Source organism: Clostridium sp. C8-1-8 (assembly GCF_009928445.1).
In the GTDB taxonomy this organism is placed as follows: Bacteria; Bacillota; Clostridia; order Clostridiales; family Clostridiaceae; genus Clostridium_AR.
Genome location: NZ_JAABNO010000002.1, coordinates 140,238 through 157,303, shown reverse-complemented (window position 1 = coordinate 157,303; position 17,066 = coordinate 140,238). Strand labels below are relative to the sequence as shown.

The following is a 17,066-nucleotide window of genomic DNA, read 5'->3' as shown; positions in this document are numbered from 1 at the left end:
CTACTTCATCCTTTCTAATACTATTGTTTTTAATAATTCTCTGAAATGATACGCCATATCTTTTATTTTGTGATTTCTAAGATTTGATGCATTATACTCGAAATTAAATGTTATATCTTCACCTTCCTGTACTCTTACTACTAAGTCATATAAACCTAATAATTTTTCAACATTACATTTTCTATTTGTAAACATAGGTATCATGGAACACTCTTCACTATTTACTAATTTATCTATATTATCAACCTCATATATCTGAGAAGCTGTTATTCCTCTTCGTATATTATTTACATTAATAAAAAGCTCTTCTATTTCTGCTAATTTGGATATATCAATACTTAGAGCAAACACTCCATTTATGCCCTCTAGGAAGGTTTGAACTGTTATATTTTCTTGGTCACTCATACAATTAAGTTCATATATATATATACTTAATAATACATCCTCCAATTTAACTTTATTGTCTTGAGCTATATCTAAAATTATATTTACAGTCTCTTTATCAATTGTGAACTGTATCAATGTATCCTCATTTTCCTCATGTTCTTCGATAAAATACTCTTTAGGTAACTTAATGCTCTCTATTTCCACCCTCTTTTTTATATCAGGTTCTTTTTTATTTATAAACTCTGATAGCTTAGCGATAGTTGAATACGAAAAAATATCCGCTATTTTTACTTTACTTGGATACAGTTCATCTATTCTTAATTGCATTCTAGCTAAAAGTAAAGAGTTGCCACCTAACTCAAAGAAATTATCATTTACTCCAACTTGCTCCCTTCCCAATAGACTCTTCCATATAGATACAAGATTCTTCTCAATTTCGGTAGTTGCTTCCTTGTAATTGATAAAGTGACTATTTTCATCTTTAATAGGCTCTGGCAGAGACTTTCTATCTATCTTACCGTTAGGTGTTAGTGGCATTTTCTCTAATCTCACAAAATAGGCTGGTATCATATAACTTGGCAATTCTCTTGATATATAGTCTCTTAACTCTGACACACCTATTTCTTCATAACTCATATAGTAAGCTACAAGATATTTATAACCTTCTTTACTATCTCTTGCTGTAACAACACACTCTTTTATGCCATTATGTTGAGATAGTATTGTCTCTATCTCTCCTAGCTCTATTCTATATCCCCTTATCTTTACTTGTTGATCCATTCTTCCTAGAAATTCTACCTCTCCATTAGGAAGCCATTTTGCCAAATCTCCTGTCTTATAAATTCTTTTTCCTTTTTCAAATGGACTCTCCATGAATTTCTCGTCAGTTAAATTTTTTCTGTTGAAGTATCCTCTTGCCAAACCATCTCCACCAATACAAAGTTCTCCACTCACTCCTATTGGTTGAAGCTTATTTTCTTCATCTAATATATAAATTTGTGTATTGGCTATAGGCTTTCCAATTGTTATATTATCAGTATTTGTTAATTCCTTTACCATAGACCAAACTGTAGTTTCTGTTGGTCCATACATATTAAATATCTTTCCATCATATACTGACTTTATTTGTTTAAGCAGCTCATACTGCAAAGCTTCTCCACCAATCATTATCTCTTTCAAGTATCTAAAACAATTTAACTTGCTACCACTTTCAATTAATAACTTTATCCTTGACGGTGTTGCCTGTATCATATCAATTCTATTTTTTACTATTAATTTATCTATAAGTGTTGCATCCATTTGTTCCTCTTCATCTGCAATAACAACTTTTACACCACTTATCAATGGCAACAAACTCTCCAGCACAAAAATATCAAAGGATATAGTAGTTAAGTTCAATATTGTCTTTTCAGATCTAAAGTCAATAATATCTGTTATTCCTTTTATAAAATTGTTTACTGCCATGTGTTCAATCATTACACCCTTAGGCTTTCCTGTGGATCCTGATGTGTATATTACATAAGCTATGTTTTTTGGATTATTTACTACTTCCAGATTGCCGAAATCTGCATAACCATAAGATTCTTCTCTAAATAGGTCTATGCATTGACCGTTAAAATCTACTTTACTATCAAGTCCATCTTGTGTAAGTAACACATTTGTTCCACTATCTTCAAGCATGTAGTTAATTCTCTCACTTGGATAGTCTGGGTCTATTGGCAGATAAGCTCCACCAGCCTTAAGAATAGCCAATATAGCTATAATCATTTCTGGTGATCGTCTTACCATTATTCCAACTATATCATCTGGCTTCACACCTTTTTCTCTAAGAACCATTGCCAAACCATTTGATTTTGTATTTAGTTCACTATAGGTTAATTGTTTTGTTTTATATACTAAGGCAACATTACTAGGTGTTTTGTATACCTGTTCTTCAAACAATTCACTTACTGTTTTATAATTCTCATAATCTATTTTAGTTTTATTAAAATCTTCTAGCAGAAGTTTTTTTTCTTTTTGTGGTATTATATTAAATTCCTTCAATGGAATATCGAGATTATATTGCAAGTTTTCTAATATATGGATAAAATATTTTGAAAAACGCTCTATTGTCTCATCTCTGAATAAATCTGTATTGTATTCTATAGTAAAATTAATCTTATCTTCCTTCTCTTCACACAGTAAACTTATCTCAAATTGACTTATGTTATTACTTTGTGTATGAAACTGCTTATAAAATTTAAATGAGGTTTGGAATATAACATTTCTAGTAAGATTACGTTCAGGATTTATTTTTGTAACAAGCATGTCGAATGGGTACTTACTATTTTTATATCCATTTAAGGTTTTTTCCTTAACAACATTAGCTAAGTCTCTAAAACTTTCTATACCAGAAAAGTTAATTCTAATACATATGGAGTTAATAAGTAATCCAACCATGTTTTCTAAACTTTTATCATCTCTACCTAACACAGGGGTACTAATAATAATGTCATTATCCTTTGTGATTTTATTTAAAAACAAAAAGTATGAAGATAAAAGAAGCATATTTGTTGTTAAATTCAATTTTGAGGATACATTTTTTACTCTCTGGGCAGTCTCAAAATCTAATGTATATTTAATAAAGTTCCCATTATACGTTTGTGTTTGTGGATAAGGAAAATCAGTAGGAAGATTTAAGTTTGGTAGAGGTTTACTTAATTCATTAGTCCAATACTTTTCCATATCTATACATTCATCACTATTAAACCATTCTTTTTGACTAGTTACAAAGTTGCTATATCTTGGACCTATTTCTCTACTATCAACTCTATTACCTAATGTACAGATTCTATAAACCTCCATAAGCTCATCCATTATCGCTGAGAAACTCCAACCATCAATTACAATATGATGAATTCCACAATAAAAACAATACTCTTTTTCTTTGACTTTAAATAATATCACTCTTATCAACAGCTTCTCCAAATCAAAAGGGAGCTTATTTAGTTTGTAAACCAACTCTCCAAGCAACTCCCTACTATCTTCGTTACTTGAAATATCTTCATATTTCACTTCCAAATTGGCACTTTCTAAAATCATTTGTTTAGGAATACCATTATCTTCAATAAATATAGTACGAAGTGAACTATGTCTTTTAAGCATTATATTTACCGCTATATTTAAGGCTGCTAAATCAATTTCATCATGTATGTCTACCTTAGTAGATAAGTTATATGCAAACATTTCAGGTTCTAGCTTTTGTAAAAACCAAATTCTTTGCTGAGCATGAGATAGATCAAATACTTCTTCTTTATGATCTTCATAAGTTTTTTCAACCTCATTACTTTCAATAAGAGCTGTTACCTCTGAAGATTGGTGCTTATCAATATGAGTTGCCAAAGCCTCTATAGTTGTATTTTCAAAGACATCATTCATGGATATCTTCTCCACTATGTCCTTATTAATTTCATTTGTAATCTTGATTGCTTGAATTGAGTCTCCACCAATTTCATAAAAATTATCGTATATACTAATCTCATCAAGTCCTAATACTTCTCCCCAAATACACGCAAGTCTCTTTTCTAAAGGGGTATACTCATTTGATGCTCTTCCATTTAACGCTACATCTCTAGTAGCATCTGCATCAGACTTAGCTACTTTTTTCTTAAACTTTGACATTATCTCATTATTAAATTTGAAAGTTTGGTTTCCTACTTGATCTACAATTTTTCCTTCTAAATTCAGCTCTGATATAACAACACGGTTTATATCTCTCATAAAAACCTCTTCGAAGGAACTCATCGCTTTTTTAGTTGAAATTGCCTTGAAGACACCAACATCAAAATTCGAATTATTTTCAACAGCCATACCAACATCTTTCCAAGTTGGCCAATCTATTGTAAGTGTTCTTCTTCCTTTTCTACTTCTTAATTTAGCAAAAGAATCTAAATACGCATTGGCAGCTGTGTAGTCACCTTGTCCTACACCTCCTATAAATGAACCTATTGAAGAAATCATTATAAAGAAATCTAAATCATCCTTATCTGTTAGCTCATCTAATACCCAAGTTCCCAAAATCTTCGGTCTTATAACTTCTATAAACTTGTTTATATCCTTTTTTACAATAAGACCTTCACCAGGAACACCTGCGCAATGTATTACACCGTCAATTCGCTTATACTTATCTCTTATTTCATTTAATATATCCTTCATTTTATCGAAATCAGAAACATCAACACTATATTGGATAATCTCTGAACCTGTTTCTTCTATCTCTTTTATGGTATTTATCTTATTACATAATTTTGTATTATTATTATCAAAAAGTATCTTATCCCAATATTTCTTTTCTGGCATACTAGATCTATTTAGAACAACAATTTTTGCTTTACACTTAGATGCCAGGTACTTGGTATACTCTAATCCTATTCCACCGGCACCACCTGTAACAATATATACTGCCCCGTCTTTGAATGTAATATCATTCAATTGGTATTTGTCAATATCTATAATTCCAAGCTCTTCGCTATATCTCTTGTTATTACGTAGAGCAATAACACCATTTTCTTCGGTAGAATTTATCTCATTGATAATCTCATTAAGTTCAACAGTACTATCTATATCTATACATTTGCAATTAAGATTCGAGACCTCACTTCTAATTACTTTTGCCAATCCACAAAGTGACGCATTTTGAGGATTTATTACAAGTTCATTCCCTGTTATTTCATTAGCACAATCAGTAATTAGTGTAATGTTTATATTTCTCTGTATGTTGTTATTGTATATAGCTCTAACAATATAGAATACAGACATTATTCCCATTTTTTGAGATTTATCAAGATCATTTATTGTATCTATAGAGTTATTGCCTTGCAAGCTAGTTAAATGAACTATTTCACTTATGTTTCTATCCTTTAACATACTAAAAAGTTGTTGATAACTATCTTCATTATCTTCAATCATAAAATGATTATAGTCTTTTATATTAAACTTTTTTCCTATCTCTATTTCAATTATATTTTCTTTTAATGTTTTAAAAAGCGGAATCAGCTTTCTAGATAATCCTATTTCATCACAAAAGACCAATATACTGCCATCGATAGTCTTGTTTCGATTATCATTAGCTTTTTCTTCTACCCATCTAAGATCAAAATACTGTATGTTAGAGTTGCTTTCCAGTCTAATATCATTTTCGTTTATTCTTTTAAGCATGTAATTTTCAACTTCTGCAATCACCTTTCCCTTTTCATCTAATATCTTAGCATTTAACTCAATTATTCCTGTAGCATTACTACCATCATTCAATATTTCTTGATAACTATATATTTTGCTAGGTAATGCTCCATATATTCTCATCTTTTTATAAGTAAATGGCAAATGTATTCCTTCACTTAGATTTTGACTTATAACATTAACAGCATTATCCATCAATGCTGGATGTATAATAAAATCTTTAACTTCAACCTTATATTCATCAAGTAATTCTAATTCAGCAATTAGCGCATTACTTCCCATGTACTTTTTCTTTACATTTAGCCATCTTCTTCCTAGTTGAAAAGCTCCAGAAGAAGTATTTTCATCCATGCTTTCTATCTTTAACCCACACTTTTGCTTTAATTCTTCGATACTAAAACCTTGTATTTCATGCTTATCAACTTTATGAAACTCACCCTGTGCATGTAATACCCAATTTGAAATCATTTCAATGTCATCTTCTTTGTAGTAATCCTTTGTAGATTGGCTCACAATATTGAAAACGAAATAATCCTTTTCTTTTCTTAAGATAATCCTAATTTCCTTTTCTTCACCACTATTTACTACAACTGGTGTTAAAAATGTAGCATCCCTTAATTCGAATTCGTTATTATTAGAAAGTCTTTGGTAAGCCTCTAATGCAATTTCTAAACATGCAGTACCTGGAACAACATAATGTTCTAATAATCTATGCTCCTTCAATATCCAGTCTTTTTCTGGGCTTAATATAGTTGAATAAATTCTCTCATTAACAGAATCACAGACATGTTTTTCCACCAGTGTATGAATCTTTCTAGGATTTTTTTTACTTTCATATAGATCAAAATCTTTTACATCAGCCCAATATCTTACTCTTTCTAAAGGATAAACAGGAATGCTTACTCTTACTCTCTTTTGGCCTTCATAAATCTTCTTCCAACTTATATCCATACCTTTAGTGTAATTCTTACATATTTCAATCATTAGATCGTCGATACCTGAATCATCAGTAAAGTTATTCTCTATTCTTTTATTAAATATAGCACTACCTTTTTTTATTTCTGACTCAATAACTTCACCTTCTACTATATCTTTCTTATTTTCTGATACAACTCTAAACTCTCCATAATAAATACCATTTGCTTCATCTGTCTTAAAATCTTTTTTTAATAGTTCTCTAACTTTTCCCCTTAAATCATCTAAGCTACTACAAATTATAGCTAACCTACAATTATAATGTCCTCGTCCTACATTTGCCGTATAACATATATCATCAAACTGCTCTTTATCAACATTTTTTAAAAATGTATCATATCTTTGTATAAGCTCTTTTAATACACTCTCTTTTTTAGCCGATAAAGTTATTATTCTTTCTTTGTATATTGAATTATTTATAAAACTTTTGGGTATTTGCGGTGCTTCTTCTAATACAACATAGCAATTTGTTCCACTAAATGCAAAGGAACTTACTCCAGCTCTTCTAGGAGTATCTTCTTTTTTCCACTCTCTTAGCTTATCATTTACATATACAGGAGATTCAGAAAAATTAATGTATGGATTAGGTTCTTGAAAATTTAATGTAGCTGGAATCTTTTTATTTTTCATTGAAAGTATTACTTTAATCATCCCAGCAACTCCTGATGTAGCTACTGTATGTCCAATACTAGGCTTTACAGATCCTATTGCACAAAATTGCTTTCTATCTGTATACTTTCTAAACGCATTCATCAAGCCTTTTATTTCTATAGGATCCCCAAGAACAGTTCCTGTTCCATGAGCTTCAGTATAAGATATCGTCTCTGGGTTTATATTTGCCTGCTTCCAAGCTCTTAATATTACATCTTCTTGAGCCTCAGCATTAGGTGCAGTAATACCATTAGAAGCTCCGTCATTGTTTATAGCACTGCCTTTTATTACTGCATGTATATTATCTCCATCCTCGATAGCTTTAGCCAAAGGTTTAAGTAATACTGTACAGACACCTTCTCCCCATATAGTTCCACTTGCACTTTTATCAAAAGGTCTGAGTTTACCATCCTTTGATTCCACTATTACCATATCAAATGCTTCTGATACTGATTTTAATGGTGTACTATTTAAATTAATTCCTCCAGCAATGGCCATATCACATTCTTTTAAGTATAGAGACTCACAGGCTTTATGGATGGAAACCAAACCTGATGAACATGCTGTATCAACAACCATACTTGGACCTTTCAAATTAAATATATAAGATATACGACTAGCCATTATGCCTGTCCATGATCCTGTCAAATTCATTGGATCTGGCTTAGCTAAATACTTATATATTGACACTGGAGTGTAATCTCTACCTATAAATACTCCAGTTCTTGTACCATAAATGTCGTCACTACTATATCCTGCATCTTCAATAGATTCCCATGAAGTTTCTAAAATCATTCTCTGATATGGATCCATATACTGAGATTCCTTAGGAGAAATTCTAAAAAAGCCCGCATCAAATTTATCAATTTCCTTTAAATAACCACCGACTGAATAATCTTTTTCCTGCTCTTCCTCTGGAATGCTTTTCCCAGCTAAAAAATTCATTACTGAGTTAGAAAACATAATTTCAGTATCTTTCTTTCTATTCTCTGGAAATTGAGAAATACACTGATTACCTTCTTCTAAATTTCTCCAATACTCATCTATATCTTGAGCACCTGGAAGTTTGCATGCGATCCCTATAACTGCAATGCCATCTCTACTGATATTACTAATTTCCTTTAATTCTACTAGCATGTCCTTAGCGTCTTGTTGAGATAAATTGTGTTTTGCAACTTGCTCATATATATATTTACTTATCTTCTTTTCCACTCACTATTCCCTCCTGTTGAACTTCAAGTAAAAAGCTTTTAAATATATGAATCGTTCCAGTTTCATCAAGTATTTGATTAAACCTATCAACTTGCTCTTCAATTGCAGTTCCTTTTGTAATAAATACAGACTTAAGCATCCTCAATACTTCTAATGTCTGCTCAGTAGTAGGCTTTAATCCCGATTCTTTCAACTCTTCTATCATTTTTTTCATCTTTCTACATGGTTCTATTACTCCTGTTTTATATTGCTCTTCATTCCAATTATTATTTTTTGTGCATACTGCAATAGCTAAAGCCCTCATTATTAGCAATAATTGATTGTCGTTACCTTTTCCCATACCTAATTAACTCCTTCTAATATTACAGTCTTCAATAATTTTCTATATCTATGTGCCATATCTTCAACTTTACTTTTTCGTAAAACTTTTGCATTGTATTCAAAGCTTAAGAATAAGTCATTATCTTCTTGATCTACTCTAAATACTAAATCATATACATCAACAAACTCTTCACTAATATCTTTTCCACTCACAAATATAGGCACTATTAATTCTTCATTTATATTTTTTTCATAGCTTATATCATTAATCCCATACAAGTTATCTTGTTCAACTTCTTCACATATATTGCTTACATTTACTATAAGATCCTCTAATTCTTTTAAATTAGAAAAATCAACCTCTGCTGAAAATATAGCATCTTTACTAGCTAAAGCCACCTCTACTGATATTTTATTTTTTCCACTTATATCATGTAATAAATATATATATAGTGAAAGTAATACCTTTTCAACTTGTATATTTCTACTATATGAAATTCTACTAATTCCATCAAAAATAGTTTGTCCTGTGTTAAACTTTATTAATAAATCTTCATTTTCCTCACTATCAATTACAAAATACTGTTTAGGTAATTGAAGACTCTTCAATTTCTGTTTCTTAATTTTAAGCACTTCATGTTTATTTATGAACTCTGATAGGCTAGCTATAGTAGGATAGGCGAAAACATCCGCTACTTTAACTTTATTAGGATATATTTCATCTATCCTTATTTGCATTTTCATTAAAAGCAATGAATTCCCACCTAATTCAAAAAAGTTATCATTTATTCCAATCTGACTTTTGGTAAGTATATCCTTCCATATAGATACAAGAATCTTTTCTACTTGGGTAGTTGGCTCCTTATACTGTGCTAATGACATCTTCACTGCGTCTTTTGGTTGTGGAAGAACCTTTCTATCTATCTTTCCATTAGGTGTTAGCGGCATTTTCTCTAATCTTACAAAATAGGCTGGTATCATATAGCTTGGTAATTCTCTTGATATATGGTCTCTTAACTCTGACACACTTATTTCCTCATCGCTCATGTAGTAGGCTGCAAGATATTTATAACCTTCTTTGCTATCTCTTGCAGTAACAACACACTCCTTTATGCCATTATGTTGAGATAGTATTGTCTCTATCTCTCCTAACTCTATTCTGTATCCTCTTATCTTTACTTGTTGATCCATTCTTCCTAGAAATTCTACCTCTCCATTAGGAAGCCATTTTGCCAAATCCCCTGTCTTATAAATTCTTTTTCCTTTTTCAAATGGACTCTCTATGAATTTCTCATCAGTTAAATCTGTTCTATTAAAGTATCCTCTTGCCAAACCATCTCCGCCGATACAAAGCTCTCCGCTCACACCTATTGGTTGAAGGCTATTTTCTTCATCTAATATATAAATTTGTGTATTGGCTATAGGCTTTCCAATTGTTATATTATCAGTATTTGTTAATTCCTTTACCATAGACCAAACTGTAGTCTCTGTTGGTCCATACATGTTAAATATCTTTCCATCATATACTGACTTTATCTGTTTAAGCAGCTCATACTGCAAAGCCTCTCCACCAATCATTATTTCTTTCAAGTATCTAAAACAATTTAACTTACTACCACTTTCAATTAATAACTTTATCCTTGACGGTGTTGCCTGTATCATATCAATTCTATTTTTTACTATTAATTTATCTATAAGTGTTGCATCCATTTGTTCCTCTTCATCTGCAATAACAACTTTTACACCACTTATCAATGGCAACAAACTCTCCAGCACAAAAATATCAAAGGATATAGTAGTTAAGTTCAATATTGTCTTTTCAGATCTAAAGTCAATAATATCTGTTATTCCTTTTATAAAATTGTTTACTGCCATGTGTTCAATCATTACACCCTTAGGCTTTCCTGTGGATCCTGATGTGTATATTACATAAGCTACATCTTTTGCATTATTTACTACTTCAAGATTACCGTAATCTCGGTAACCATAAGCCTCTTCGTTAACCAAGTCTATACATTTACCAGTAAAATCCACTCTACTTAAGAGCTCTTTTTGTGTAAGTAATAACTTTGTTCCACTATCTTCTAATATATAGTTTATTCTATCTCTAGGATAATCAGGATCTATAGGTAGATAAGCTCCTCCAGCTTTTAGTACAGCCAACATACCTATAATCATTTCTGGTGATCGTCTTACCATTATACCCACTATATCGTTTGGCTTTATTCCATCTTTTCTTAGTAAAACTGCTAACCTATTTGCTTTATTATTAATTTCTTCATAAGATAATTCCTTTTCCTTAAATACAATTGCCTTGTTTTTAGGAGAAACTTCAACTCTGTTTTCAAAAAGTTGGCTAATTGTACTTTCCATCAAATAACTTAAAGATGTGCTATTAAACTTATATAGAAGAGTTTCTCTCTCTTTATCATCTATCATTTCTATTTGTTGAAGCCCTATATTGGGATTGTCTGATATTATTTTTAATATATTTATAAAATAATTACCGAATCTTTCAATAGTAGATTTATTAAATAGGTCGCTGCAATATTCAACTATAAGTCTATATTCGCCATTTTCTTCAATAACTTCGAATGTGATATCGTAATTACTTGTATGATTATAAAAGGCATGTGGTATAACAGTAATATCTTTAGATTCAAATCTTCCCATATAAGATTTATCTTGCAAAACAAACATAGTATCAAATAAAGGATTTCTACTTAAATCTCGTTGAATATTAAGTTTGTCCACTAACATTTCGAATTGATAACTTTGATTCTCTAATGCAGAAAATATATTTTCACTGACAGACTTAAGAATCTCTTTAAATTTATTTTTCACTTTAATATTACTTCTAATAGGTAACGTATTAATAAAGATCCCTAAGCCACTCTCAATATCTTGATGTATTCTGCCTGAAACAGGTGTTCCAACTACTATATCTGTTTGACCTGTTAATCTCCATAATAAACAAATATATGCAGTTAACAAAGTTGAATATAATGTAGTCTCATTTTGTATACTTATTAGTTTTAGTTTATTTATTAAAATATTATCAATTTTAAAGTTAAATGCGTCACCTTGGTATGTCTGAATAGCAGATCTTTGCCTATCAGTTGGAAGGTTTAGGACTGGCACTTGTTCCTTAAAAGTCTCAAGCCAGTATTCTTCTTGCTTTTTTATTTTACTGCCAAGAAGTATATTGTTCTGCCAGTATACGAAGTCTTTGTACTGTATTTTAGGTTCATGCAATTTCTCATCATTATATAATGAAAATAACTCTCTTATTAAAACTCCTATGGATGTTCCATCAGAAATAATATGATGAATATCCAAAATCAAAAAATGTTTATCCTCTTTAACAGATAAAATCCCAACTCTGAATAGAGGTAAATCTTTCAGATTGAAAGGCTTTATGAAACTATCTATTATACTCTGTAGCTCAACCTCTTTACCAACATAATAGCTAATATCACTTATCACTTCTTCTTCAATCTTTTGAAAAGGAACCCCGTCTATAAAATCAAAATAAGTTCTTAAAATTTCATGTCTTTTAATCAACTTATTAAAAGCCTCATACAACTTACTTTTATCAATTATTCCATGTATTTCAAAGTAAGTGCATATATTATATATAGTTTTTATATTCGAAATGTTATTCATTATCATGATGCGTTTCTGCGCTGATGAAACAGAATAATACTCAGCTTTCTCTATTTTCTTTATAGGCTCAAATGCTTTTATAATATTATTATCATTTTTGCTCCCAGAGCTCTCTAAAAATTTCGTTAACGCCTTGATACTTCTATTATTTACAAATTCATTTATACTTACGCTAACCTTTAATCTTTGCTGAATTAAGTTTAATATCTTGATAGCAATAATAGAATTGCCGCCTAAATTAAAAAAATCTTCATTTACATCAATATCTTCAAAACCAAGAACATCCAGCCATATATTTTTAATTTGCAATCCAATATTTACATCGCCTTCATTTTCCTTATATTTTACATGATTTTTTGTTGAACTTAGGTTTATCCAAACCCTCTTTTTATCAAATGGGTATGTTGGTATTGATACTATCTTATATGACTTTCCTTCATACAATATCCCCCAGTCAACTTCTGCACCTCTTACATAAAGCTCACAAACAGAACTTAAAATATATTCTCCATCCTTATTTCCTAGAGAATATTCTTTAAGTTTTCTATTTGCATCTTTGCTTATTTCATTTTTCATATCTATCTTTGACTTAATTTCATCAATATTATTAAAAAATTCATTCGAAGTATCATTAAATATACTTAGTTTATATATGAATTCATCAATATTTTCCGCAAAAAATGCTGCCCTATATTTAAAATGTGTTCTACCTACATTTGATGTAAAGCAGATATTACCTAAATTTGTATCTTCTTCATTTTTTAATATTTCTATATATATTGATATTAGTCTTCTTAATGCTTCTTTGCTTTCAGCTGAAATTGTCATAACCTTAGTACCTTCATATATATTATTTTCTGAAACTTTAGGAGCTTCCTCAAGGACCATATGACAATTAGTTCCACTAACAGAAAATGAGCTAACACCACATCTTCTTAGACTATCTTCTGAATTCCATTTTCGTAACTCATCATTTATATAGATAGCAGTATTATCGAAATCTATTGAACTATTAATAGTTTTAGCTTTATACATAGGAGGCAGTTTCTTATTTTTCAAAGACAATACCGCTTTAATAACAGCTGCTACTCCTGAAGCTTCATACAAATGACCAACGCTACCCTTCAATGTGCTTACCGCGCAGAATTGCTCTTTATCAGTAAACCTGCAAAATGCATTTTTGATTCCTTCTGCTTCTACCGAATCTCCTAGTTTAGTTCCAGTACCATGAATTTCAATATATGATATTGTCTCAGGTTGTATCCTAGCATCTCTCCAAGCATCAACTATTACTTGAGTTTGAGATTCAACATTTGGTGCTGTTATACCGGCTGCCGCTCCATCTTGATTTATGGCACTGCCTTTTATAACTGCATATATATTATCCTTATCCCTAAGAGCTTTATCCAAAGGCTTAATTAAAATCACTCCTCCACCTTCACCCAAGGCAGTTCCATCAGCAAAGTCATCAAAAGTTTTAGTTTTAAAGCTTGGAGATTCCATACCAATCTTTACTTTGTCATAAAGAGGAAATAGGTTTATTTTAATACCACCTGCTATAGCCATATCACATTCACCATTTTGAAGAGCCTTACAAGCAAGATGAATAGACACAAGTGAAGAGGAACATGCTGTATCTATTACCATACTCGGACCTTTCAAATTTAGAATATATGCTAATCTTCCTGGAATAAGAGATGTAATATTTCCAGGTGCAGCGACATCTATCATATCTGGATAAACTTCTGAAAGCATTTTAAAGTAATTATATTCAACATCTGTAGAATATCCTATATATATGCCAGTTTTACTACCTGAAATCTTCTTTTTAGTATATCCAGCATCTTCAATAGCTTTCCAAGCCGTTTCTAAAAATAATCTCTGATTCGGATCAATAAGTCTAGCTTCATTAGGTGAAATTTTAAAAAAATCATAGTCAAACTTATCTATCTCTTCTAAAAAAGCTCCTTTTATATAACCTTGTTTGTTTTTTGTATTACCTAAAAAATTCAAGTATTCATCTATATCTCTTTTACGACATTCTGGAAATTCAGAAACACAATCCTTGTTTTCCTTTATATTATCCCAGTATTCATCTATAGTTTTTGCCATAGGCATGTTTACAGCCATCCCTATTATGGCTATATCTCTACTATTACCGTGCTGTATATCTCTCAACATTTTGATTAGATTTACTGCAGTTTCTTTGTCTATACTACCAGATTTATTACTTTCAACTATATATTTAAGTACATCTCTCATACTATTTTCCTCACTTTTTATCTAAAGCATCAAGAAATTCATCTATTTCAAAATCATCTTCATTAACCTTGTCAAAAAGTTTATAGATTGTCTTATCTCTAGTCTCTTTTGAACCAAAATTATCAATATATTGAGATAATTGCACCACTGATGGATGAGCTAATATTTGAGCAACTGATACATTTTTAGGAAAATACTTATCTAATTCGTTACATATTTGAGGAATAAGTATAGAATCTAGCCCAAGCTCAACTAAATTTTCATTTACATCTATTACAGGCACTCCTAATATCTTTTTACATACAGAAAGAATTATACCTTCAGTGTCATTTCTTGCCTCTTCTATATTTTCTTTGTTCAAAAATTCTCTACTAAATTTATTTATTTGTTCGGATATTTCTTTAAATTCACCATTGCTATATATCTCTGACATGATGTACCTTTGTACTTTTCCACTTCCTGTCTTATGAAAACTACTAACTGGTATCACATCCGCTACATTTATTCCCATGTTAGTTGCTATATATCCTTTAATCTTTAGAGCCAATGGAGCAAAGTTTGACAAAATATATTCAGTCTGAACAAAAATTATAACTTCTTCTCTATGATTGTCACTATTGTATGCTCCACATGCTATTACTTTTCCATCTTCAACACCATCTACTTGTTCAACAACTCTCTCTATATCATATGGATAGTAATTACGCCCATTAATAAAAATAATATCTTTTGCTCTCCCTGTAACAATAACTTGTCCGTTATTTAAGAAACCTATATCTCCAGTATTCAGCCATCCATCTTGGTCTATCACTTTTTTAGTCATCTCTAGACTATTATAATAACCTCTAGTTACATTTTTGCCTTTAATCTGTATATTACCAACAAAGTTTTCTTCTAATATATTATTTGAATCATCAACTATGCGTACTGCGCAACATGATAATGGAGATCCTACACTAGCAAATTCTAGAGCATTGCTAAAATCTGATTTGTTATTTATAAGCCTTACTGGACTCCCTGTATTAATATGATTTCTATCTACACTTAATATTCTCATCTTTTCCTCAAGTGACGGAAAGCAAATTGCCAATGTCGCTTCTGACATACCATATACCGGATACATACTATTGGCACTGAGCCCATATGCTTTTAGTGCTTCAGTAAAATCGTTACTTAGCGAAGTAGATATAGGTTCCCCTCCATTAAAAATCAAGCGAACGTTAGAAAAATCCCATGATTTTTTGCTGCAGGTAGTTAGTTTTGATAACAAATACTTATATCCAAAATTAGGGGAAATAATATGAGTAGACTTATGCTTGTTAATCTTATCTAACCATATAGTAGGATCTTTTAGGAATAAACTTGTTTCCATTATAACCTGTTTAGAATTAGCTTTTAATGGAAAGAGATGAAATCCAATCATCCCCATATTATGGTTTAATGGCATCCAGCTAAGAAATGAATCTTCAGAGCTTGTTTTTGTACGCTCTATCATAGCATCTATATTAGATACTAAATTATCATGAGTAATTAATACCCCTTTAGGATCTCCTGTAGAACCAGAAGAAAACTGTATAAGTGCTATATCTTCTCCTTGCCTCTTCTTAATCTTTCCTAATCCACTATTACTACTTTCTATATTCATCATGTAAGTATTACTTAAAATTTCTTCCATACATTCACATAATCCATACTCAATAGCGCAATCTTCAAGTTTTTTCAAATCACTGTTATCTGTAATTAGATGTGGATTTTTTAATTGCCTCCATATTCTAAATAACTTTAATCGTTGCTCAGAATTGTTACCTACATTTACATATACTGGTATAATCCCTCCTAGCATACATGCCCATAGTGATATAATATAATTTCTATTATCTTCTATTTGAAATATTATTTCGTCATTTTCTTCTACTCCAGCTTGCTGCAGACTATAAAGTAACTTCAGGGCCTTTAAATAAATGTTTTTTAAAGATATTGTCTCTTCTTTATTTTCATCAATTACAAAGGTTATACTATTCTCCCCTTTAGCCCTATCAATAAACACATCTAATATGTTTTTCATACTATTCCCCTCCAAATTTAGCAAACATATATTCTTTTTCATGTACCTTTAATGTGTAACATTATTTATAGTTCAATTCAGTTAATATTTATATAGTTGATTATTTTTTATATAATATTTCCAAGATAAGCATACTTAATCATTTTTTCTTTTTTACTAAAATACAGTCTTAGGTTATTATTAATGTAGCGTATCGATTACATATCCTTTTTCATTAAATCCATGTTGCTTTTATAAGTTAAAAATTAATAATAAATAAAATATAATATTTTATTTCTTATAAAGATATTTTAATAGATGTTTGAAAGTT

At 30.5% G+C, this 17,066-nt stretch carries 4 protein-coding genes; all 4 read right to left on the bottom strand.

What is annotated here, in order from left to right; all coding sequences use genetic code 11:
- From GXK57_RS02515 to GXK57_RS02500, 4 genes are read right to left on the bottom strand one after another with little or no spacing between them, the layout of a single operon-like run.
- Nucleotides 1–8,442, bottom strand: a complete 8,442-nt coding sequence (locus GXK57_RS02515) for a non-ribosomal peptide synthetase (protein WP_160670946.1) — start codon at nt 8,440–8,442, stop codon at nt 1–3.
- Entirely contained in the window at nt 8,423–8,782 is a 360-nt protein-coding gene (locus GXK57_RS02510) for a hypothetical protein (protein WP_160670943.1), read from the bottom strand. Before GXK57_RS02510 ends, GXK57_RS02515 begins: the two co-directional genes overlap by 20 nt.
- Nucleotides 8,783–8,784: 2 nt before the next feature.
- Entirely contained in the window at nt 8,785–14,691 is a 5,907-nt protein-coding gene (locus tag GXK57_RS02505; RefSeq protein ID WP_160670940.1) for a non-ribosomal peptide synthetase, read from the bottom strand.
- Nucleotides 14,692–14,701: 10 nt separating this feature from the next.
- Nucleotides 14,702–16,756 (bottom strand): non-ribosomal peptide synthetase, encoded by a 2,055-nt coding sequence (locus GXK57_RS02500; protein WP_160670937.1) that lies wholly within the window; start codon nt 16,754–16,756, stop codon nt 14,702–14,704.
- Nucleotides 16,757–17,066: the final 310 nt, after the last annotated feature.

Excerpts from the sequence above, each read along its gene's own strand:
- GXK57_RS02505 (WP_160670940.1), bottom strand. The coding sequence starts at position 14,691 with ATGAGAGATGTACTTAAATATATAGTTGAAAGTAATAAATCTGGTAGT.
- GXK57_RS02510 (WP_160670943.1), bottom strand. The coding sequence starts at position 8,782 with ATGGGAAAAGGTAACGACAATCAATTATTGCTAATAATGAGGGCTTTA.
- GXK57_RS02500 (WP_160670937.1), bottom strand. The coding sequence starts at position 16,756 with ATGAAAAACATATTAGATGTGTTTATTGATAGGGCTAAAGGGGAGAAT.